The organism is Bacillus sp. GB_SG_008 (assembly GCF_052038115.1).
Taxonomy (GTDB): Bacteria; Bacillota; Bacilli; order Bacillales; family Bacillaceae_G; genus Bacillus_A; species Bacillus_A rhizoplanae.
In genome coordinates, this window is the sequence record NZ_JBPZSK010000002.1 from 209,158 (window position 1) to 228,574 (window position 19,417).

12 protein-coding genes and 1 pseudogene are annotated in these 19,417 nt (G+C 31.5%); 11 read left to right on the plus strand and 2 right to left on the minus strand.

Going from position 1 to position 19,417, the window contains the following annotated elements; all coding sequences use genetic code 11:
• Positions 1 to 42: 42 nt before the first annotated feature.
• The gene (locus ACTDJC_RS06080; protein ID WP_440602879.1) at positions 43 to 1,026 is read right to left on the minus strand and encodes an LCP family protein; all 984 of its coding nucleotides are present in this window, start codon (positions 1,024 to 1,026) and stop codon (positions 43 to 45) included.
• 556 nt (positions 1,027 to 1,582) lie between these two features.
• Here ACTDJC_RS06080 and ACTDJC_RS06085 point away from each other — a divergent pair.
• The 11 genes and pseudogenes from ACTDJC_RS06085 (at position 1,583) to ACTDJC_RS06135 (ending at position 18,983) form a co-directional block, all read left to right on the plus strand.
• Complete coding sequence (locus tag ACTDJC_RS06085) at positions 1,583 to 1,753, plus strand: hypothetical protein (protein ID WP_440602880.1); 171 nt, start codon at positions 1,583 to 1,585, stop codon at positions 1,751 to 1,753.
• Between the two features lie 67 nt (positions 1,754 to 1,820).
• Complete coding sequence (tagU, locus tag ACTDJC_RS06090) at positions 1,821 to 2,738, plus strand: polyisoprenyl-teichoic acid--peptidoglycan teichoic acid transferase TagU (RefSeq protein WP_440602881.1); 918 nt, start codon at positions 1,821 to 1,823, stop codon at positions 2,736 to 2,738.
• 546 nt (positions 2,739 to 3,284) lie between these two features.
• Positions 3,285 to 4,543, plus strand: a pseudogene (locus ACTDJC_RS06095) (glycosyltransferase family 4 protein).
• Entirely contained in the window at positions 4,494 to 5,792 is a 1,299-nt protein-coding gene (locus ACTDJC_RS06100; RefSeq protein ID WP_440602882.1) for a glycosyltransferase, read from the plus strand. The pseudogene ACTDJC_RS06095 and the gene ACTDJC_RS06100 overlap by 50 nt, the downstream one beginning before the upstream one ends.
• A 70-nt stretch (positions 5,793 to 5,862) precedes the next feature.
• The gene (locus ACTDJC_RS06105) at positions 5,863 to 8,604 is read left to right on the plus strand and encodes a bifunctional glycosyltransferase/CDP-glycerol:glycerophosphate glycerophosphotransferase (RefSeq protein ID WP_440602883.1); all 2,742 of its coding nucleotides are present in this window, start codon (positions 5,863 to 5,865) and stop codon (positions 8,602 to 8,604) included.
• Positions 8,601 to 11,207: an accessory Sec system protein Asp2 gene (locus tag ACTDJC_RS06110; RefSeq protein ID WP_440602884.1), complete on the plus strand. Its 2,607-nt coding sequence runs from the start codon at positions 8,601 to 8,603 to the stop codon at positions 11,205 to 11,207. Before ACTDJC_RS06105 ends, ACTDJC_RS06110 begins: the two co-directional genes overlap by 4 nt.
• Before the next feature lie 23 nt (positions 11,208 to 11,230).
• A complete protein-coding gene (locus tag ACTDJC_RS06115; protein ID WP_440602885.1) occupies positions 11,231 to 14,761 on the plus strand; it encodes a glycosyltransferase in 3,531 nt (1,176 codons plus the stop codon).
• A 3-nt stretch (positions 14,762 to 14,764) separates the two neighbouring features.
• Positions 14,765 to 16,048 (plus strand): nucleotide sugar dehydrogenase, encoded by a 1,284-nt coding sequence (locus ACTDJC_RS06120; protein ID WP_440602886.1) that lies wholly within the window; start codon positions 14,765 to 14,767, stop codon positions 16,046 to 16,048.
• Positions 16,045 to 16,851, plus strand: a complete 807-nt coding sequence (locus tag ACTDJC_RS06125; protein ID WP_440602887.1) for an ABC transporter permease — start codon at positions 16,045 to 16,047, stop codon at positions 16,849 to 16,851. Before ACTDJC_RS06120 ends, ACTDJC_RS06125 begins: the two co-directional genes overlap by 4 nt.
• 15 nt (positions 16,852 to 16,866) lie before the next feature.
• Positions 16,867 to 18,516 (plus strand): teichoic acids export ABC transporter ATP-binding subunit TagH, encoded by a 1,650-nt coding sequence (gene tagH, locus ACTDJC_RS06130; protein ID WP_440602888.1) that lies wholly within the window; start codon positions 16,867 to 16,869, stop codon positions 18,514 to 18,516.
• A gap of 266 nt (positions 18,517 to 18,782) precedes the next feature.
• Entirely contained in the window at positions 18,783 to 18,983 is a 201-nt protein-coding gene (locus tag ACTDJC_RS06135; RefSeq protein WP_440602889.1) for a hypothetical protein, read from the plus strand.
• 239 nt (positions 18,984 to 19,222) lie between these two features.
• Here ACTDJC_RS06135 and ACTDJC_RS06140 read toward each other — a convergent pair whose 3' ends face one another.
• Positions 19,223 to 19,354 carry a LicD family protein gene (locus tag ACTDJC_RS06140; RefSeq protein ID WP_440602890.1) on the minus strand — a complete coding sequence of 44 codons (132 nt, stop codon included), beginning with the start codon at positions 19,352 to 19,354 and terminating at the stop codon, positions 19,223 to 19,225.
• Between the last annotated feature and the right edge of the window lie 63 nt (positions 19,355 to 19,417).

Genomic DNA, 19,417 nt, shown 5'->3' on the forward strand with positions numbered 1-19,417 from the left:
AACTTTTGGAACAGTCTCTTTTTTTGTATTGTTTTCTATTATTTAGTTCATAAAATACTGTGAAACAACTTGCTCCAGTTGTGCCTTGTCCATTACCAATTGATCATTATTATTCTTTAAAATATCATCATACATGGTCTTCCACTCTCCGCCAATTTGATGATATTGTAATTGTTTCGTAGGATCAAAGTCTTTTACAGCCATTCCCAAGCTCAGCATATCAGATGTCGTCATATTAGTTGCGATTAAGAAGTTCGGAATTTGTTTTGCAAGCTCTGGAAGCTTTGTCACGTTTGATGGTTGCAGCACTTTCTTTGCAATTCCTACTAATGCTTCTTCCTGTAATCTTTGACGGTCATATTCACCGTTTTTAAGAGAATAGCGCTCATGTACAAGCTCTGTTACCATTTTTCCATCTACAGAGTGTGTGCCGGCAGTTATTACCTTATCTTTATTTTCTGGGTACCATGGATGTGTAAGCTTCACATCAAATGGTACATTCATTTCAATGCCACCGATTGCATCTACCATTCCCTGTAAGCCTTCATAGTTTGTTTCTACGTAGTAGTTAATATTTACACCTGTTAATTCGGTAATGGCTTTTATTGCAGCATCCACACCTTGTTGCTGACCTTCTGTCGCTTGTTTGATGTATTGGACGCTTGTCAATTTTGTATAGCCGTAGCCGTCAAGGTGTACACGTGTATCGCGAGGAATACTCATCGCGTGATATTCTTTTTTATTCAAGTCTACATGAACAATCATCATAGAATCGGAATGGCCGATGTTTTCACCTTTTCGCTCATCTGAACCGATTAATAAGATATTAAAGGCACCGTTTTGTACCTTTGTGTTCTCACTTGCTTTTGCCTTTTTCGTAGAATCAGAATTTACTACAGGGACATTTTTGAAATGGTTCTCAGGCTTTAATTGTTGGTATGCATAAGCGCCTGCCGCTCCAGCAATAATTATTAATGCCAGCAAGCTGAACCCAATAATTTTACCTATTTTCTTTCCTTTTTTCATAGAAGCCTCCATTATTTTCTTGTTATCTAGACAATTAAAAACAAATTTGCTACATGTATATAAAATAATTTTACTATATAATGAGGGCATTTTTCTATGTAATTTCATTGTTTTTGGTATTTTTAACAAGTATCCAGAAGTATAGCATGCCTTGCGTTTAATAGAGGTAGATATTGAAGGTTCAGTAAGGAAGGGAGCTTGTGTGGGATAATGAAATGTCCAGACGTAAAAGAAGGAATATTACTGAAAAATCTGAGGGAGTTTATTACTTATGCTTCCGTCTTGTACGTAAAATCAAGAAAAGATTAATTGGAATAAGTACGAATAACTGAAATCAAAGTATTTCTTTATACCCGCTTGACGTACATGCTTATTCATTTCAAGTTCTGAAAAAACGAAATCAAGTTCTTTTGATAGTTGTCTGTTTTGGATACTTTGATCTATTTTCGTCTATCATATAGGAGACATTTCTTCTATTTAATAGTGTTTTTTATTTATCAAGAAGTTTGTCAAGGAACATAGTTGATAGGCCACGAGTTTAATGCAGGAAATCAAATTGATAGAAAAATGCGAAATTACAACTGATAAAAAGATGAATATATCGTATAATAGTTCTAGTTCAACTGATTTATCTATAGTGGTATCATCAGCAAATAAAATTCATCGAGAATTAGGATGGAAAGCGTTATGCTCTATTGACGAGGCGATTCATTCTGCTTGGCTGTAGCATAAACGGTTTCCAAGTGGGTATAAGCATAAAGAATTAGTTTATAAATAGAGAGAGGGTTAGAGAGATGAAAAAGAAAATTTTATTCTGGATTCTTGGTATCATAGGTGTTCTCGTGGTTGGAGGAGGAGCTTATGCGTATCATATTTACTCCAATGTATCGAGTACATTAGATGCAGTTCATAAACCATTAGACCGTGATAAGTCAGAAAAGCGTGAAGAAAAAATAGATGTAGCAGATCAAAAGCCTATTTCTATTCTACTAATGGGTAGTGACCAACGAGAAGATGAGGTTGGCCGTTCCGATTCTTTAATGTTATTTACTTTAAATCCAAAGACAAAGTCGACGAAAATTGTCAGTATTCCACGTGATTCTTATACAGAAATCATTGGCAAAGGGAAGAAAGATAAGATTAACCATGCGTATGCATTTGGTGGAGTTGATATGGCTGTGAAAACAGTTGAAAATTTCCTTGATGTTCCAGTTGATCATTACATTGAAGTAAATATGGCTGGTTTTAAAGATATTGTTGATGCTGTTGGCGGTGTAGATGTGAATAATGACTTAGATTTCACATCAGATGGTAAGCATTTTGCAAAAGGGAATATTCATTTAACAGGTGATGAAGCTTTAGCATATACACGTATGCGTAAAGAAGATCCTCGAGGTGATTTCGGTCGTCAAATGCGTCAGCGTCAAGTTATCCAAGCTGTAATTAAAAAAGGTGCAAATGTATCGTCTCTAGCAAATTATGGTGATGTGTTAGCTGCGATTCAAAAGAATGTGAAGACGAGCTTAACGCAGGAGCAAATGTTTGATATTCAAAAAAATTATAAAGACTGCATGCAAAATACTGAAGAAATCCAAATTCCTGGTGATGGTCACAAGGCTGAGGATGGTATTTGGTACTACTTTGTAACAGATCAAACACGCAAAGATATCTCTAATAAACTAAGAGAGCATCTTGAGTTACCGAAGAAATAACCTTTCAAACCCAACTACTCTTATGGTAGTTGGGTTTATTTTTTTTATGCCCTTATACTAATATTATGTAGTATAAGATTATTAATGGAATGAAACGCATGAATAAGAAAGTTTGGTTCGTGCTTTGGATTTTTGTGTTGTTTGTTGTTTCTTTTGTGAGTGGTAAGGTGTATTCGGTAACTACAAAAGATGTATTAGAAAGTACATTATCTTAATCATCCGCAGATATTATTGACCACGATGTTATTTTAATAGGCGTCATAGCATCGTTATATAGTATGGATTGCTGAGATGTATTGCGTTACTGTTGAAAAAAAAGAATTTATCTGCATAATAGGTTCAATTTTGTCAGATTTAGTGATATTCTAGATTATGTAAATTAAAAGTTAAGTTTGTAAATTTAAGGTAAAGTTTTTAAAGTTGAAGTTAAGTTTATGGACTTAACTTCAATTTTATTATCAGTCTATAGTTAATGAAATTAACAAGTTTAAAAAAATTAAGGATGAAAGATACAGTTAGTATAGAGGAAAAGAGGGATGCAACAAAATGAAGAAAGTTTTGGTAGTAGCACAAAATTTCTACCCAGAAATAGGAAGCGCTGCGAATCGCATTAAAAATATTCATTCCGAACTAACAGAAGAAGGATATGATGTAACAATCCTTACAACAGATCCACGTTATCCGAATCAAAATTTATATAAGAATCAGGAGTTCTGGGATGAAGAGTTCTTGGAAGACGGAAAAATAATCCGTGTTACACCGAAAACTAAAAAGTATACGAACAATATGATAAGAAGATTGTTTTTATATTTAGAGATTACTTTTCGATTTATTATGGCTATTTTTGAAATTAAAGGGAAATATGATTGTGTATTTGTTTCAACGCCTCCAATTTTCATTGGTTTAGCGGGCATATTTGCGAAAAAAAATTGAATACCAGGCTCATTTTAGATGTTCGAGACCTATGGCCGGAATCTTTATTGGGGGTAGGGGTTTTTGCGAATCGTTTTGTATTATTCATTGCGTATAGTTTAGAAAAGTTTTTATATCGTTCTGCGGATCAAATTATTGTAAATAGTGAGGGCTTTATTCCGTATATCGAACTGAAAGGGATTACAAGAGACATTATATCCTTTATGCCAAACTCACTTACAGAGAAAGAATTGCAGATGATAAAACATCAGCCGAAAGAGAATGATAAGAAACAAGAAGGGATTACAGTAATTTACACGGGAAATATCGGTTTAGCACAAGATATAAAAAAATTAATTGATGTTGCAGAGTATTTGAAGAAATATGAACATATTCAATTCAAAATAATTGGCTATGGATTTAAAAGTTATGAAGTAGCAGAAGTTATTAAGAAAAAAAAGCTTCTCAACATGGAAATCGTTAAGGCTAAAAGCCGTAGTGCTACTTTGAAAGAAGTTGCAAAAGCGCATATTGCATATGTTAGTTTAGTAGATAAAAAAGTATTTCAAACAGTGTTACCAGGGAAAATTATTGACTACATGTGCATGAAAAAGCCTATTGTTGGAGATGTAGCGGGATATGCTAAGAAAGTTATTACAGAAGCTGAATGCGGTATTATTTCACATAGTCGTACAGTTGAAGAGTTAGGAAAACATATTTTAACTTTAGCTGAAGACGAAGTATTAAGAAGAGGTAAGGGAAACAATGGGTATGGTTATGCTTTTCAACATTTAAGGTGGAAAAACAACATCAGAGTACTAACTAACTTAATGGAGGAACAGGATGTCTCAGAAGAAAGTATGTATGTTCGTGTGGAATCACTTCACAAATGATGCGCGTGTATTAAGGGAGTGTACAGCATTAGCTGAAGTTGGATATGAAGTAGATTTAATATGTATCCATGATTGGAAACAACGTGACCTACCGAAGTGGGAAATGCGAAAAGAAGGATTTACAGTAACACGCGTAAATAATCGTCTTCTACCTTTACAGAAAGTGCTTGGAGCAGCGAATCGTGTAAAGAAGTTTGCTATGAAAAATGTAATTACAATGCTACTATGCGGTATATTTACTATTCTCACATTGTGGAAGTTTCCTATAGTAATATCAGTTTTGTTGCTATTTGCTATTTTACTGTCTGCAAAAAAAGTAGGAACTTTAATTATTCGTTCATATATTTTAATGCAAATGGTAAAAAGTGGATTAAAAAAGAACTATGATTTATATCATTCCAATGACTTAAATACGTTACCGCAGGGCTGGCTATGCGCTAAAGTATTTAGAAAGAAAAAGTTAATCTATGACTCTCATGAAGTGCAAACAAGTCGTACAGGGTATAATAGCAAGATTTATGGGGTTATGGAAAAATTCTTTCTTAAATTTACAGATGTAATGATTATGGAAAACCATACACGTGCAAAATATGCTGAAGACTTATATGGCTTCTATCCAAAAGTTATTCATAATTATCCTTTTGTTACACAGCCAGAAGAAAGTGATGCAATTAATTTACATAAGATGTTAAACATTCCTAAAGATGAACCAATTCTTCTATATCAAGGCGGTATTCAAATCGGTAGAGGTTTAGATAAGTTAGTACAAGCTGCTCCAATGTTTAAGAGAGGAACAGTTGCATTCATTGGTGATGGACGTATTAAACCAGATTTGCAAAAAATGGTCATCGAATTAGGTTTAGAAAACAAGGTGAAATTTATTCCAAAAGTACCAGTAAATGAATTGTTACATTATACAAAAAATGCTTATTTAGGTTTTCAGGTATTAAATAATGTTTGTTTCAATCACTATTCAGCTTCATCTAACAAATTATTTGAGTATATGATGAGCGGTGTACCTGTAATTGCCTGTAGTTTCCCTGAAATCCAACGTGTTGTTGAGAAGGAGTATACAGGGATTTGTGTAGATTCTCATGATCCTGTTTCTATTGCAGAAGGTGTGAACTATTTACTTGATCATCCTGAAGAACGGGAAAAAATGAAGCAAAATTGTTTTTCTGCAAGGGAAAATTATAATTGGGAAAATGAAAAAAAGATTTTTATAGATATATATGAGGATTTGCAATAACACAAGAGATAGAAAATAATTTTCTATTTCATATGTTATTGTACGGTTTAGAAGATGGGACTGGTGGTTGTTGAGAAATCTGAAATTAAGTGTAGTAATTGCAAATTATAATAAAGAACAGTATTTAGAACAATGCCTTAACTCTGTCATAAATCAAACATTGAAAGATATTCAGATTATTGTTGTAGATGATGGATCTACGGATAATAGTATAGAAATCTTGAGAACGTATGAAAAGCAATATGAGCAAATAACAGTGTACGTTCAAGATAATGCTGGAGTAAGTGCTGCACGTAATAGTGGGCTTCAACATGCAAAAGGAGAATATGTTACATTTTTAGATGCTGATGACTATGTAAACCCAACAGCCTATGAACAGTTATATAAGCATGTCATTAAAGAAGGTGCAGACATTGGTATTGCAAATATTAAATGCTTTAATGAATATAAGCAATGGCCGCTTTCGTATATGAAGAAGGTATTTCAGAAGGGTTTACCTACAGTCAGAAATATTACAGTACATTCAGAATTACATTTGACACCATCTGCTAGTAACAAAATATTTAAAAGAGGATTATGTAGACAACATAACATTCAGTTTGCTGAAGATTTGCAAGTAGGAGAAGATTTACTGTTTACACAACAATGTTTTCTTGTATCTGAACGTATTGTTGTAAAAGATATTCCTTTTCTTAACTATAGGGTACTAGATGGTGGAGAGAATTTATCCAAAAAAACAAGCATCTCATTTTTTAAACAATTAGTTACATTACAAAAGAAATTAGAAGCTTTGTATGAGAAGTATGCAAAAAAAACATATATTTATTACATTGAGAAAAGACAATGGAAATTCTTTGTCGATTCTATTGTTTTAAAAGGTGCGAGCTTTTCCAAGGAACAACTCTCTCAAGTTATTCAGTTTGGGAATGAATTTCTCTTAAGTTTGCATGGTTCAAACATTACAGAAAATTTAAATGTACGTGATCAATTAATAACAGAGATAATTAAACAGAATGATTGTACAGCTTTAAAACAATTATTAGTCATTCTTCAAGATGAATCTATTTCTAAAGAACTTATTTGTGAGAATGAGAAATATTATTATTATTTTTATCAATTTTTCCCTCAGTATAAAAGCTTGTTACAAGTAGATTATTTAACATTAAATCATCGAATTGAAGGTATAAGACTTCGACAAGCAACTTTAATAATCAGTGGATATGCTTTTATTGAAAACTTGTCTACAAAGGGAATAAAAAAAGAATTGGTATTTCGCAAAAAAGGAACTACTAAAATAATTCAATTAAAGAACTCCTTACGTACCGATATAACATACCTATTTTCTAACAATACCATTGACTATAATGATGCGGGCTTTGAAACAATAGAAGTTAATGTGAAAGATTTATTAGAAGAGGGAGAATGGAAAATATCAATACGCCTCATCATAGGGAATACTGTTGTTGAAGAACCAATGAAGGTACTATTAGCACAGCTACGCAACAATACTAAGTATCAAAATTTAAATCCGTTAGAAATTAGAATGCCATATAAAAATAGTGAAGCTACAATTCAGATTCGTAAGTGTAATTATAGAAGACGAATCATGAATAAATATCGTGAAATAAAACGCGCAATGCGCTATGATATAGGTCTTTTTAAAAGGAAAAAGTATGCAGCATTTTTTGCAATCCTTGCGTATAAGCTACTTGGTTCATATTTTCGTAGAAAAAAAATATGGTTAATTGGAGAAAGGTCAGATACAGCGCAAGATAATTCGTATCATTTGTTTACTTATATTCGCAAACAACATGCTAGTACACCAATTTATTATATTATCGATAAACAATCGAATGATTACAAGAATATTAAACATCTAGGTAATATTATTCAATATGGAAGTTTTAAGCATACGTTTTACTTATTAATTTGTGATAAGACGATTAATAGTTATTCAGAAACAGCAAATATGTATACGAATGAGTATAAAGATATTTTAAAGTATTATCCAGGATGGCAAAAAAATAAGAAAATTTTTATTCAACATGGAGTCATAGGTGTAAGCCGAGTGAATCATGTATTAAACAAAAATCGTATGGGATACTCATTGTTTGTTGTATCTTCTCAATTCGAAAAGAATCATGTTGTAAAGGAATTTGGCTATAACGAAGATGAGGTCATTGTAACAGGACTTGCACGTTGGGATGCATTACAAGATGAAAGCAAAGGAAATGAAATTTTACTTATGCCAACGTGGAGAAGTTGGATTAAAACGAAAGAGCAATTGGAAGAATCGAAGTATTGGCAAACATATATGTCGTTTTTACAAAGTAAAGACCTTCATCAGATATTAGAAGAACAGGATTTAACATTAACCTTCTTCCCGCACTATCAAACACAAAAATTATGTGCAGAAATGCCTGTTTTTCATGAGCGAATCAAAATCATTAAACAAGGAGAAGAAACTGTCCAAAGTTTATTAAAACGTCATCGTTTACTAATTACGGATTATTCTACTGTTTCATTTGATTTTGCTTATATGGATAAACCTGTAATTTTTTATCAGTTTGATTATGATGAGTTTTATTCTAGGCATTATAACGAGGGGCCGATTAATCATAAGAAAGATTTGTTTGGACCGGTGGTGTCTGATTTAGGTGCTGTCCTCCAAAATATATTGCAATATTCTAAGGGAAGTGGTTTTTCTCGCTCATTTGAAAATAAAAAAAACAAATATTTGATACAAGATTCAGGGCCCCATTGTAGGGGGATATTTGGAAAAATATCTAAACTAGAGGAGATAAATTTATGAAGGTTCTTACTATTGGGACAGGGAGTCAGTTGCTATTTGATTTGTATGATGCATCAGAAGTATCTTTAATCGGGAGCATATGCAAAACCAATATAGTAAGTTTAATTTCTAATCCAATAACAAATTTGCAAAGCCAACATACAGAAGGAATAAATCATTTTGTATCTGGGCAGTTAAAAAAAGACTATTTTAAGTATTTATCCGCGAAAGTAAAAGACTGTGACTATATTATTCTAGATTTTTTGGATGAGATGCATGATTATGCTCAGTTAGAAGATAGTTTCATTACCTTAAATTATGATGTGCAACAAAGTTCATTAATGGATATTTTAAAAGATAAAGAAGTTCGTCAGAATAAATTTAGTGAACAATGGTGTAATGCCTGCTTACGATTCATAGATAGACTTAAACAGTTTGTTCCTAGTAATAAGATTATTCTGCATGAAATGTATTTAGCTGAAAAATATGTAAATAATGGAGAACTATTGCAGTTTTCTAATGTAAAAGATATTCAAAAAACAAATGAAATTTTAAAGAAAAAGTATACTTTTTTTAAACAAAATTTTAAAGGTGTTAATATTATTAGCATTGATGAAAATTATGCGGATGCTAACCATAAGTATTTGTTACGTCCACATTTATTAAATTATAGTTATTATGAAAAGTTTTATGATCATTTATATAATACATTTGATTTAACACAAGAGCTTTATAAAATACCTATAGATAAAAATATACAATTAAATTTGCCTGCCAATATTAAATTTACTTTTCTTCCAGGTGGAGAAGCTGAATTACAAACCTATTTAGATATTAACTATAAGGAAATTGTCTGTTGGACTGACTATTATGACAGGATAAATAAAAAGGAGAAAACAATTCTTCCAAAGTTAAAAAAGAATGCTCAATATATCTTAGAGTGTGTTGGGATTTCAAATGTAGATTTAAAATTAAGAATAGAATTTTATGATTCCAAGGATAAGTTAGTGGATTCTATGGTGTGCCAAAAGAAAGATCTTGTCGTTAAAACTCCAAAAGAATTTGCTTCTTATCAAATATATTTACAAGCTGAAGGAATGGGAGAAGCTCATATCCAATTTTTGAAAATAAGAAGATTTCGCAGACAAGGATATGTTACTGGATTTGATCATATTTTAGCAAATAAAGATAGTGAAGATATTAAATATATTTTTGAAAAACACGATAGTCCTTACTTGGTAGTAGTTTTTCATGGTTTTAATCCCTATAATACAGCTTATGAATTTTTAGGAGTTTTAAAAGATGTTAAAGTAAATAAACTATATTTACTGGATGATTACGGTCTGAACGGTAGATTCTATCAAGATGTAAATCGTAAGGATAACTTGCAACAGAATATTATTCAATTAATAGAACGCTTAGCTGAAGAACAAGGAATAGTTAAGGATAATATTATTACCCTTGGGGGATCAAAAGGCGGAGGTTCTGCTACTTATTATGGTTTAAGAATGAATATTGGCCATGTTATAGCAGGGGGACCACCATTGTATTTGGGGATTTTCAATACATATTATAATCACCATATTAGTTTTCTAAATAGCGTTGCAGGAGGAATTACTCAGGGAGATGTTGAGTATATAGATGATATTATTCCAGCTGTCGCTAGAAAAGGAAACATAAAAACAAAGTTACACTTTTTAAGTATTACAAATGATATTTATTATGAAGGATATTTCGAAAAATTTTCCAGTGTTTTGGAAGATAGTAGAATAACTTATAATAACGATTTAAGACAAGGAAAAGGTCATCAAGATTTACCTAAGCATTTAGGAACTTGGGCAAAAGAAACACTTTTGAACATTATTAGTGATCAAAATCAAAAAGTTAAAATGTTGATATTTGGTAGCTGTGATTCCAGGGATATTTTTAGAGTATATGAGGAGCATAATGGACATCCGAAATATGAAATAATAGATTATTATGCTCGGAGCAGTTTGGCTAGTGTAACAGCAAAACCAATACCATATAAAGAAGAGCAAATATCTTTGAGTAGTAATTTTAGAAGAAAATCATTGCATAGAGACTTAGACAAAGCTTTTATAAAGAACTTAAAAGATATTGCTAAGAAAGTAGATTATTTAGTAATAGATTTCATGGAAGAACGTTTTGATATTTTAAGGTATAACAATACACATCTTACAAGAAGTTGGGAGTATAGAGAATCAAATTTGCAAAATGAATTTAATGCGACTATATTAGATAGATTTGACTCGGAGGTAACAAAGATTTGGGAAGAAAATTGTTCTAAGTTTATCGAGGAATTAAAAAAATATTTTCGTCCAGAGCAAATTATTTTAAATGAAATTCAAATGGTAAAGTCTTATTTAAAAGATAACCAGATGTATTTATTTGAAAACCAAGATTATATTTGTAAATTTAATAAACTATTAGTTCATTATCATCAATACTTCAAAGAGAATTTTGAGGGGATAAATGTAATTAAGCCGAAGGATGAGGACTATTTCTACTGCGACTCAAAACATTTATGGGGATGTTTCCCATATCACTTTAATGATAGATATTACTTAGAGTTAGAAAGACAAATAGGAAGATTTATAGATTAAAAACGGTTAGAAAGGTGAGCAGAATGAATATTATCTCTTTAGGTTATGAAACAGGCACAATGTTAAGTATGGTAGCCAATGAAAAATTATATGTTGATATTGATTATACACTAGGTTCTATTATAGATATAATGTCTCCGCCATTAAACGTTGACCCTAAAAAAATACAACCAGCGGTATATAACAAACAAGTTATTTTAGCTAATGAACTCAATAAAAAAATTGTAGGAGATATAGAAGAGTTAGGAAGAAAAAAAGATTATATTGTTATTGATTTATTAGATGAACGATATAATTTACTTAAATATAAAAATACCATGATTGTGGAAAGCTGGTTATTAAAAGACAGCAATTTATATTCAGAAATACAGCAAGGTTCTAGTGTGATTTCAAACGTTGATTTTAGTCTTTGGAAAAAATATTGTGATGAGTTTATAAAGCTTTTAAATAGTCATTTTGCTAATAGAATAATTATTCATGAAATGTATCTATCAGAACAATATTTGAAGGATGGGAAATTCAGGGAATTTAAAAATATCAATGAAATTAGAGCGTGGAATGAGAAACTAAAACAGTATTACAAATATTTAAAAGAAAATATTTCAAATGCTAAAGTAATTAGTATTGAAGAAGAAAATTATTCTGACATATCTTTAGTCAAGGTTTTAAATCCTGCAAAAAAGAATGAGAAGTACATTGAAAAGCTTGTAAAAGAAATTCAATGTTCATATCAAGAAAAGAAATATACGTATAATGCTGCAGTTGTTATCGCAAGCTATAATGTTGAAAATTATATTGAGGAAGCTATTCAATCTGTACTAAAACAAACGCTTGAAAATGTACAAGTTGTAGTAGTTGATGATGGATCAACAGATAAGACACAAGATATCATTAGAGATATGGCAAGTAAACATACAAATATCAAATATCATTTTTTAGAAAATACAGGAAGTCCATCAGAGCCAAGAAATATAGGTATTAGTTTAGCTGATGCAAAATACATTACATTTTTAGATGGGGATGACTATTTAGGTCTTGATGCTTGTGAGAAAATGTATTCATATGCCGAAGAACAAAAAGCAGATTTAGTTGTCGGTAAAATGATGTCCTTTGTAGGTGAATCATTCTTTGAATCTTCTAAGGTAAATCCAAGATTTGCTGAAAGATATAAATATGAAAATAGTATTGAGGGATATAAGGAAACACATATTAGAAATAATCCAGTTCTATATTTATTTCCAAGTTCTTGCGCTAAATTTTATAAATCAAGTTTAATTCAAAGAACCCGTTTTAATAAGCGTATTAAATATGGGGAAGATTTTTTATTTGCAATTGAAACCTTTTTTGATTCTAGAAAGACTATATTAATTGAGGATTTTGTATATTATTATCGTGGTAGACGTGAAACAGATAATGAATCCACTACCCAACAAAAAACACTTAAAAATTTATCAGACTTACAAATAGCGTTAACGGCTGTGGACTCGATTATAGATAATAAGCGTTTTTCCATTGCTAAGTTAGAGAAGTTCCATAGTGATATTCAATATTACAGAATGTTAGAAGCAAATCAGCATATCGCTAATATTCTCGATTATCCGGAAAGTGAACAAATTCAAGCGTTAAAGATAATTAAAAATACATTATTTAGTCAAGAATTTAATCAAGAAAGAATAAAAATCTTTTCTATTGTGAATTACGCGAAATTAGCACTTTTAATAGCTGAAAAGTATGGTGAGTTAATAACCTTATCGCAACTATTTAGTAAGGTAACGATGTATGATTATGTAAATCAATTTCCTTTTAAAACTCTAAAGCGTAATGATACTTGGTATTTTTCTTTCATGTATAAAAAGAAAGAAATCTTGATTGATATTACGCATCTTTTTAAATCCGCTAAACTAGTAAATCGATTACTTGATATCAAGTTTATCGATAACAAAATGATTTTAAGAGGGTTAGCATATTTCAACAATATTTCAATAACAAGTAAAAAAGATATTAAACATACTATTATAATGCAACATAGAAAAAGTAAAAAAGAATATCGTTTTACGTCATCTTATTCATATAACAATAAATTTTCTTCTTCTCGTTTTAAGTATGGTCATGGGGGTTACGAAGTTACTATCCACTTTGATGAAAATATTAAACCAGGTGGATATGACTTCTTTATTGAGACTGATTTTTTGGGTGTTCAAAAGAGTATCCCGCTTGGAGGTATGAATAATAATTTCATTTATAAAGCAAATAATAGCTTCATAGAAAATACTGAAGGAAGATTTGAAGTTGTTCCTATTGTTAAGACTAGAAGCAAATTAGCTTTAAATTACAAGAAGTTTGATAATAAATGGGAGTATTTAAAAAGAAAAGTAGTTTCTAATTTAAGAAAAAAACAGTATTCGATAAAACAGATTAAAAATAATGAATATATTAGTTATTCTAAGAAATTAAAGCTATTTTTAGGTGTAATAACAGAAGACATTTCAAATGTATTACTTCATAAAAAAGAGATTTGGTTAGTAGGGGAAAAAATAGGTCGCTCTGCAAACGATACTGGATATTGGTTTTTTAAGCATTGTAGGGAAAAATATCCTGAAAAAAATGTATACTATTTAATTGATAAAAAATCTCCTGATTATGCTAAGGTTAAAAAGTTAGGACGTGTTATTCCATTTTATAGTTTAAAACATATTATTTATTCTATGAATGCTAAATATATATTTAGTAGTGATAATGTAAATATACTATTACCGTCTAATATTAAGCATTTAAGAAATGCTACACGTGTATTTATCCAGCATGGTGTCATTCTTCCTGGGCGAGTAGAGAATGTATACCATTCAAACAAAGATTTAACAGACTATATTTTGACAAGTGGTAATTTAGAAACACAAATTATTAAAAATCATTTTGGTTACAATAATGAAGAAATTTGGGATTGTGGATTGTCTCGGTTTGATACGTTACAAAATAAAGAGGCAGAAAAACGCATCATGATGACATTTACTTGGCGTAAAAACATACAAGATCTTGAGCAATTAAGAGAAAGTAAGTATTTTACAGCGATCCAATCTTTATTGCATAATAGTAAGTTTATAAAAGTATTAGAAAAAAATAATATTATGCTAGATGTATGCTTACATCCAAGGACGTGCCAGCTTCTAGAAGAGGATAATTCAGGTATCTTAAATAGCTTAAAAACATCACCAAATATTGAAATTCATGATTTTAATAAAGCAGATGTAAGAGAATTGATTGAAAGAAGTTCTATGATGTTGACGGACTACTCAAGTATCTCCTTTGATTTTGTATATCTTGAGAAACCAATCATTAATTACTTGTTCCAAAATAATACACCAATTTCTGAAGAAAATATTGAAAATGTATTACCAGGATATGTGTCTTATTCAGAAGACGATGTAATTCGTGCTGTGGAGTCATGTTTAGTAAAACAAAAACGACTTAAGAAAATTAATAAGAAACATTATATTAAGTATGATGATGGACGTAACTGTGATAGACTTGTAAAATTTGCTAGTGGGAGTCGATGATTTGTGAAAGTTTGTGTAATAGGCCTAGGTTATATCGGTCTCCCTACTTCCGCCATGTTTGCAAAACATGGCGCTGAAGTAGTGGGAATTGATATTAATCCAGATGTTGTAGGCAAATTAAACCGAGGAGAAATTCATATTGAAGAGCCGGGACTTGGAGAAGTCGTAAAAGAAACGGTAAATCAAGGGACACTGCGTGCTTCACTTACACCGGAAGAAGCAGATGCTTTTATCATTTCTGTTCCGACTCCAAATCATGATAATCAATATAAATCGTGTGACTTAACTGGTGTGTTAGCAGCAGTTAAGAATATTCTTCCTCATGTTAAAAAAGGTAATGTGCTAATTGTGGAGTCAACAATTGCTCCACGTAGCATGGATGATTATGTAAGGCCTTTAGTTGAGGAGGCAGGTTTTATAGTAGGGAAAGATATTTATTTAGTGCATTGTCCAGAGCGTGTACTTCCGGGGAGAATTATAGAAGAAATTGTCTGGAATAATAGAATTGTAGGAGGAATAACCCCAGCTTGTGCTCGGATGGGGGCGCAAGTATATGACGTGTTTGTACAAGGTGAAATCGTTGAAACGGATGCAAAAACAGCAGAGATGTCTAAGTTAATGGAAAATACATTTCGTGATGTAAATATTGCATTGGCTAATGAGTTAGCTAAAGTGTGTAATAAATTAGATATAAATGTATTAGATGTGATTGAGATGGCAAATAAGCATCCACGTGTCAATTTACATCAACCAGGTCCTGGGGTAGGGGGGCATTGTTTAGCTGTTGATCCATATTTTATTGTGGCAAAGGCACCAGAATTGACCAGTATTATCCGAATGTCTCGAGATACGAACGTATCTATGCCTACATATGTTGTAGAAAATGTTAATAAACTCTTAAAGGACATTAAAGATCCTAAAATTGCTTTGTTTGGATTGGCATATAAGGGAAATACGGATGATATGAGAAAAAGTCCAGCATTAGAAGTCTATGATTTACTTCATCATCATGGATATAAAGTTACAGTCTATGATCCATATGTTCAAAGAGATTTCTTTAATATCCAATCGGTAGAAGAAGCTGTGGAGAATGTAGATTTAATTCTTGTGTTGACTGATCATAATGAATTTAAAACAATGAATTATAATGAGCTAGCTTCTAGAATGAGAAGACCTGTCCTTTTTGATACTCGTAATTGTGTACCAAAAGATATAGAAGGTAATATGAAAATAATTAATTTTGGAGATTTATATACAGTGTTGCAGGAGAACGAGGTTACTATATGAAAGCAATTAGAAGTGTTATTCAGGAACAATTAGATAACATCTATTTAATGGGGAGACTATCTTCATATGAGCTCAAACAACAATATGCAGCAAGTACGTTAGGAGTTATGTGGATATTTTTAAATCCATTAACACAAATCGGAGTGTACTGGTTGGTATTTGGTCTAGGTATTCGAGGTGGAGCACCCGTAGAGGGGGTTCCTTTCTTTGTTTGGATGATATGTGGTATTATCCCGTGGTTTTTTATTAACAGTTCGATTATACAAGGTTCAAATTCTATTTATGCTAAGCTTAGTGCAGTTTCTAAAATGAATTTTCCATTGAGTGTTATCCCAACATACGTCATATTGTCACAATTATATACACATATGATTTTAGTTGCCTTGTTAATAATGATTATATTATTTATTAAAGGGTTAAGTTTTTTGAGTATAGTTGGATTGATATACTGTATATTTTCTACTTTTTGTTTTTTGCTTGCATTAGCTTTTATTACTTCTACAATCTCTACTATCTCAAGAGATGTACATTTATTTATTCAATCGATTACAAGAATGTTATTTTACGTAACGCCGGTATTATGGAAACCAAGTGAGCATATGAGCGGTATTTTTACACTTTTAATGAAGTTAAACCCATTTTACTATGTGGTAGAGGGGTATAGACTTTCATTATTACATGATGATATTAGTTTCATATGGTCACTATATACATTATACTTTTGGGGAATCGCAATCATTTTGTTTGTGATTGGATCAATGTTTCATATAAGATTCCGCAAGCAGTTTGTTGACTACTTATAAAAGGTGAATGATTCAATGAATTATAAAGTAAAGTTCGAACATGTTACAAAAAAATATAAGATGTACAATAAGCCTTCTGATAAACTAAAGGATTTATTTTTTAAGAGTGAAGATGGAGAGTACCATTACGCTTTAAATAATGTATCGTTTGAAGTACCAGAGGGAGAAATTGTTGGAATTGTAGGTTTAAATGGATCGGGAAAGAGTACGTTATCCAATTTAATTGCGGGTGTGACGATTCCAAATAAAGGGGAAGTGAGCGTTAAAGGTTCAGCAGCACTAATTGCGATTTCTTCAGGATTAAATGGCCAATTAACAGGAATTGAAAATATCGAGTTAAAAGGTTTAATGATGGGGCTTACGAAAGAACAGATTCAAGAAATTACGCCAAAGGTTATTGAATTTGCTGATATTGGAAAGTTTATGTATCAGCCTGTTAAGACGTACTCGAGTGGGATGAAGTCGCGAATTGGATTTGCTATTTCAGTTCATATTGATCCGGACATTTTAGTAATTGATGAAGCCCTTTCTGTTGGTGATCAAACATTTACGCAAAGATGTTTAGACAAAATGAATGAATTTAAGGAACAAGGAAAGACGATTTTCTTTATTAGTCATTCGTTGTCTCAAGTACGAAATTTCTGTACAAAAGCGCTGTGGCTTCATTATGGTCAAGTAAAGGAATATGGGGATATAAATGAGGTAGTGGATCATTATAATGAATTTTTAAAGCAATATAACCAAATGAATGCAGAAGAGCGTAAGCAGTTACGGATAGAGCAAACATCACAGTTTCAACATGGTTTATTGCAAGAACAACCAACAAAAATTCAAAAGCATCGTCGTAAGGGTGCAACGCATCGCCGTAAAGTGAAAAAGAAAAGTGTTATGATAGTTGGTATTTGTTTAGCTATTATCACCGGTATTATTACAACAGGGACTTATTATAAAGACTTGCTTCTATTAAAAAAGGGGAATAAGCATACAGAAAACAGCGTTTTAAGTAAGAGTGTGACTAAAGATAAACAGGATACACAAGATCATGCTAAAGATGAAAAATATATAGTAAATAGCAATGGCATTAGTGTTCGCAAAGAAGCAAATACAAGCAGTGAGCGACTGGTTGTAGTAAACTCTGGAGACATATTCACTATATCTGATCGTAAAAAGGATACGGAAACTGATAACGAATGGTTACAAATTACTTTACCGAGTGGTGAAGCGGGGTGGATAAGCTCACAATATTTCGTGCCATTCACACCAAGTAATAGTGTGCTGGAGGATACAAAATTAGATGATGTAACCTCTTTGTTAAGTAGTGTGTATGGGACTGAATTTGTGAGTGCTCCTACTTATATTGGAAAGACATTAAACGAACTAAAAGCAACATATCCTAATGCATTAACTTCACCACAAAATGTAGCAGGTAAAACGATTGTTAAAGATGGTAATATTCAATTTGGTGTTTTACAAGATAAAGTAGTAGAAGTTGTATTCCAAGATATTTCAATGTCTACTGCTAAATTGCATGAATTACTTGGTAAAGAAAGTATAAGTAATGATTCAGAAAAAAACTATTTCTATGAAACAAAAAGTTATTATATCGCAGCCCGTTCCGATCCAACACATAAGGAAATCCAATCATTATCGATTGTGAAGAAATAATTGTGTTTGTATATTCTTAGAGATTTATCTTGTTTATTAAAGATAAATCTCTTTTTCTATTCATTTTCTATCCTTCATGCCTGTGTAGTATTGAATTTGTTGAATAAACGCTTCGTCAAATATCCTTTGGGAAGCTGTAAAACGTTAATAGGTGTTGATTTTCTGGAAGTGATTTCACCACTTATAGAAGTTCACAGTAAATTCATCATAAGAACACAACTTTTTAACTAAGAAACTTTAATATAAATATAAAATAGAGAAGAGAGATGATTAATGTGAAGCTATTTGAAGTTTTACATGATTATGAGAATGGAAAATTTAAAGATGGCGATATGTTTTTGTATCAAAATAATCCGAATATGATTGCAATGCTTAAATTAGGCAGTTTTATTTGGTGTGACAATCGGGTAGCTGTTAGTTGTAAAGAAATTTTAAGAGACGTTTGGGTATATAAAGAAGCACGATAAACTTTTTGTGAAATAGGTTGGACTTTATAAATGCGCGGTGAGGAATTTGTGCGCGTATATCAAAGAGCAATGAAGCTTGATGAATTCAAAGTATGTAAATTTATGAGAGAGAATTTACCAGATGCGATGGTAATTATATCGAAAAAATGTTCTATGTGGCAATAAAGAAACATTTGTTTATACGATAAGAAGAGGGTGCTTCGTTAAAAGAAGCACCCTTTTCTATAAATCTATTACATTCATGCACCGTTCGCACCAAGTTTATAGCCACCAACTGTTGTATTCGCAACTGCGATGCTTACAAACCGTTCATAGTCTTCGCGAAGCATAGTAATGTCTGCATCATCATTCCACGGGTCTTGCTGATCCAAGCAGTGTTCCATCTGTTAGCCAATACGAAATTTGATGTGCTGAGTGTGTTTTAACGGATCTTT

Bases quoted from the DNA above. Each gene is read 5' to 3' on its own strand.
- ACTDJC_RS06135 (WP_440602889.1), top strand. From the start codon at position 18,783: ATGATTAATGTGAAGCTATTTGAAGTTTTACATGATTATGAGAATGGA.
- ACTDJC_RS06115 (WP_440602885.1), top strand. From the start codon at position 11,231: ATGAATATTATCTCTTTAGGTTATGAAACAGGCACAATGTTAAGTATG.
- tagH (WP_440602888.1), top strand. From the start codon at position 16,867: ATGAATTATAAAGTAAAGTTCGAACATGTTACAAAAAAATATAAGATG.
- ACTDJC_RS06080 (WP_440602879.1), bottom strand. From the start codon at position 1,026: ATGAAAAAAGGAAAGAAAATAGGTAAAATTATTGGGTTCAGCTTGCTG.
- ACTDJC_RS06125 (WP_440602887.1), top strand. From the start codon at position 16,045: ATGAAAGCAATTAGAAGTGTTATTCAGGAACAATTAGATAACATCTAT.
- tagU (WP_440602881.1), top strand. From the start codon at position 1,821: ATGAAAAAGAAAATTTTATTCTGGATTCTTGGTATCATAGGTGTTCTC.
- ACTDJC_RS06110 (WP_440602884.1), top strand. From the start codon at position 8,601: ATGAAGGTTCTTACTATTGGGACAGGGAGTCAGTTGCTATTTGATTTG.
- ACTDJC_RS06100 (WP_440602882.1), top strand. From the start codon at position 4,494: ATGTCTCAGAAGAAAGTATGTATGTTCGTGTGGAATCACTTCACAAAT.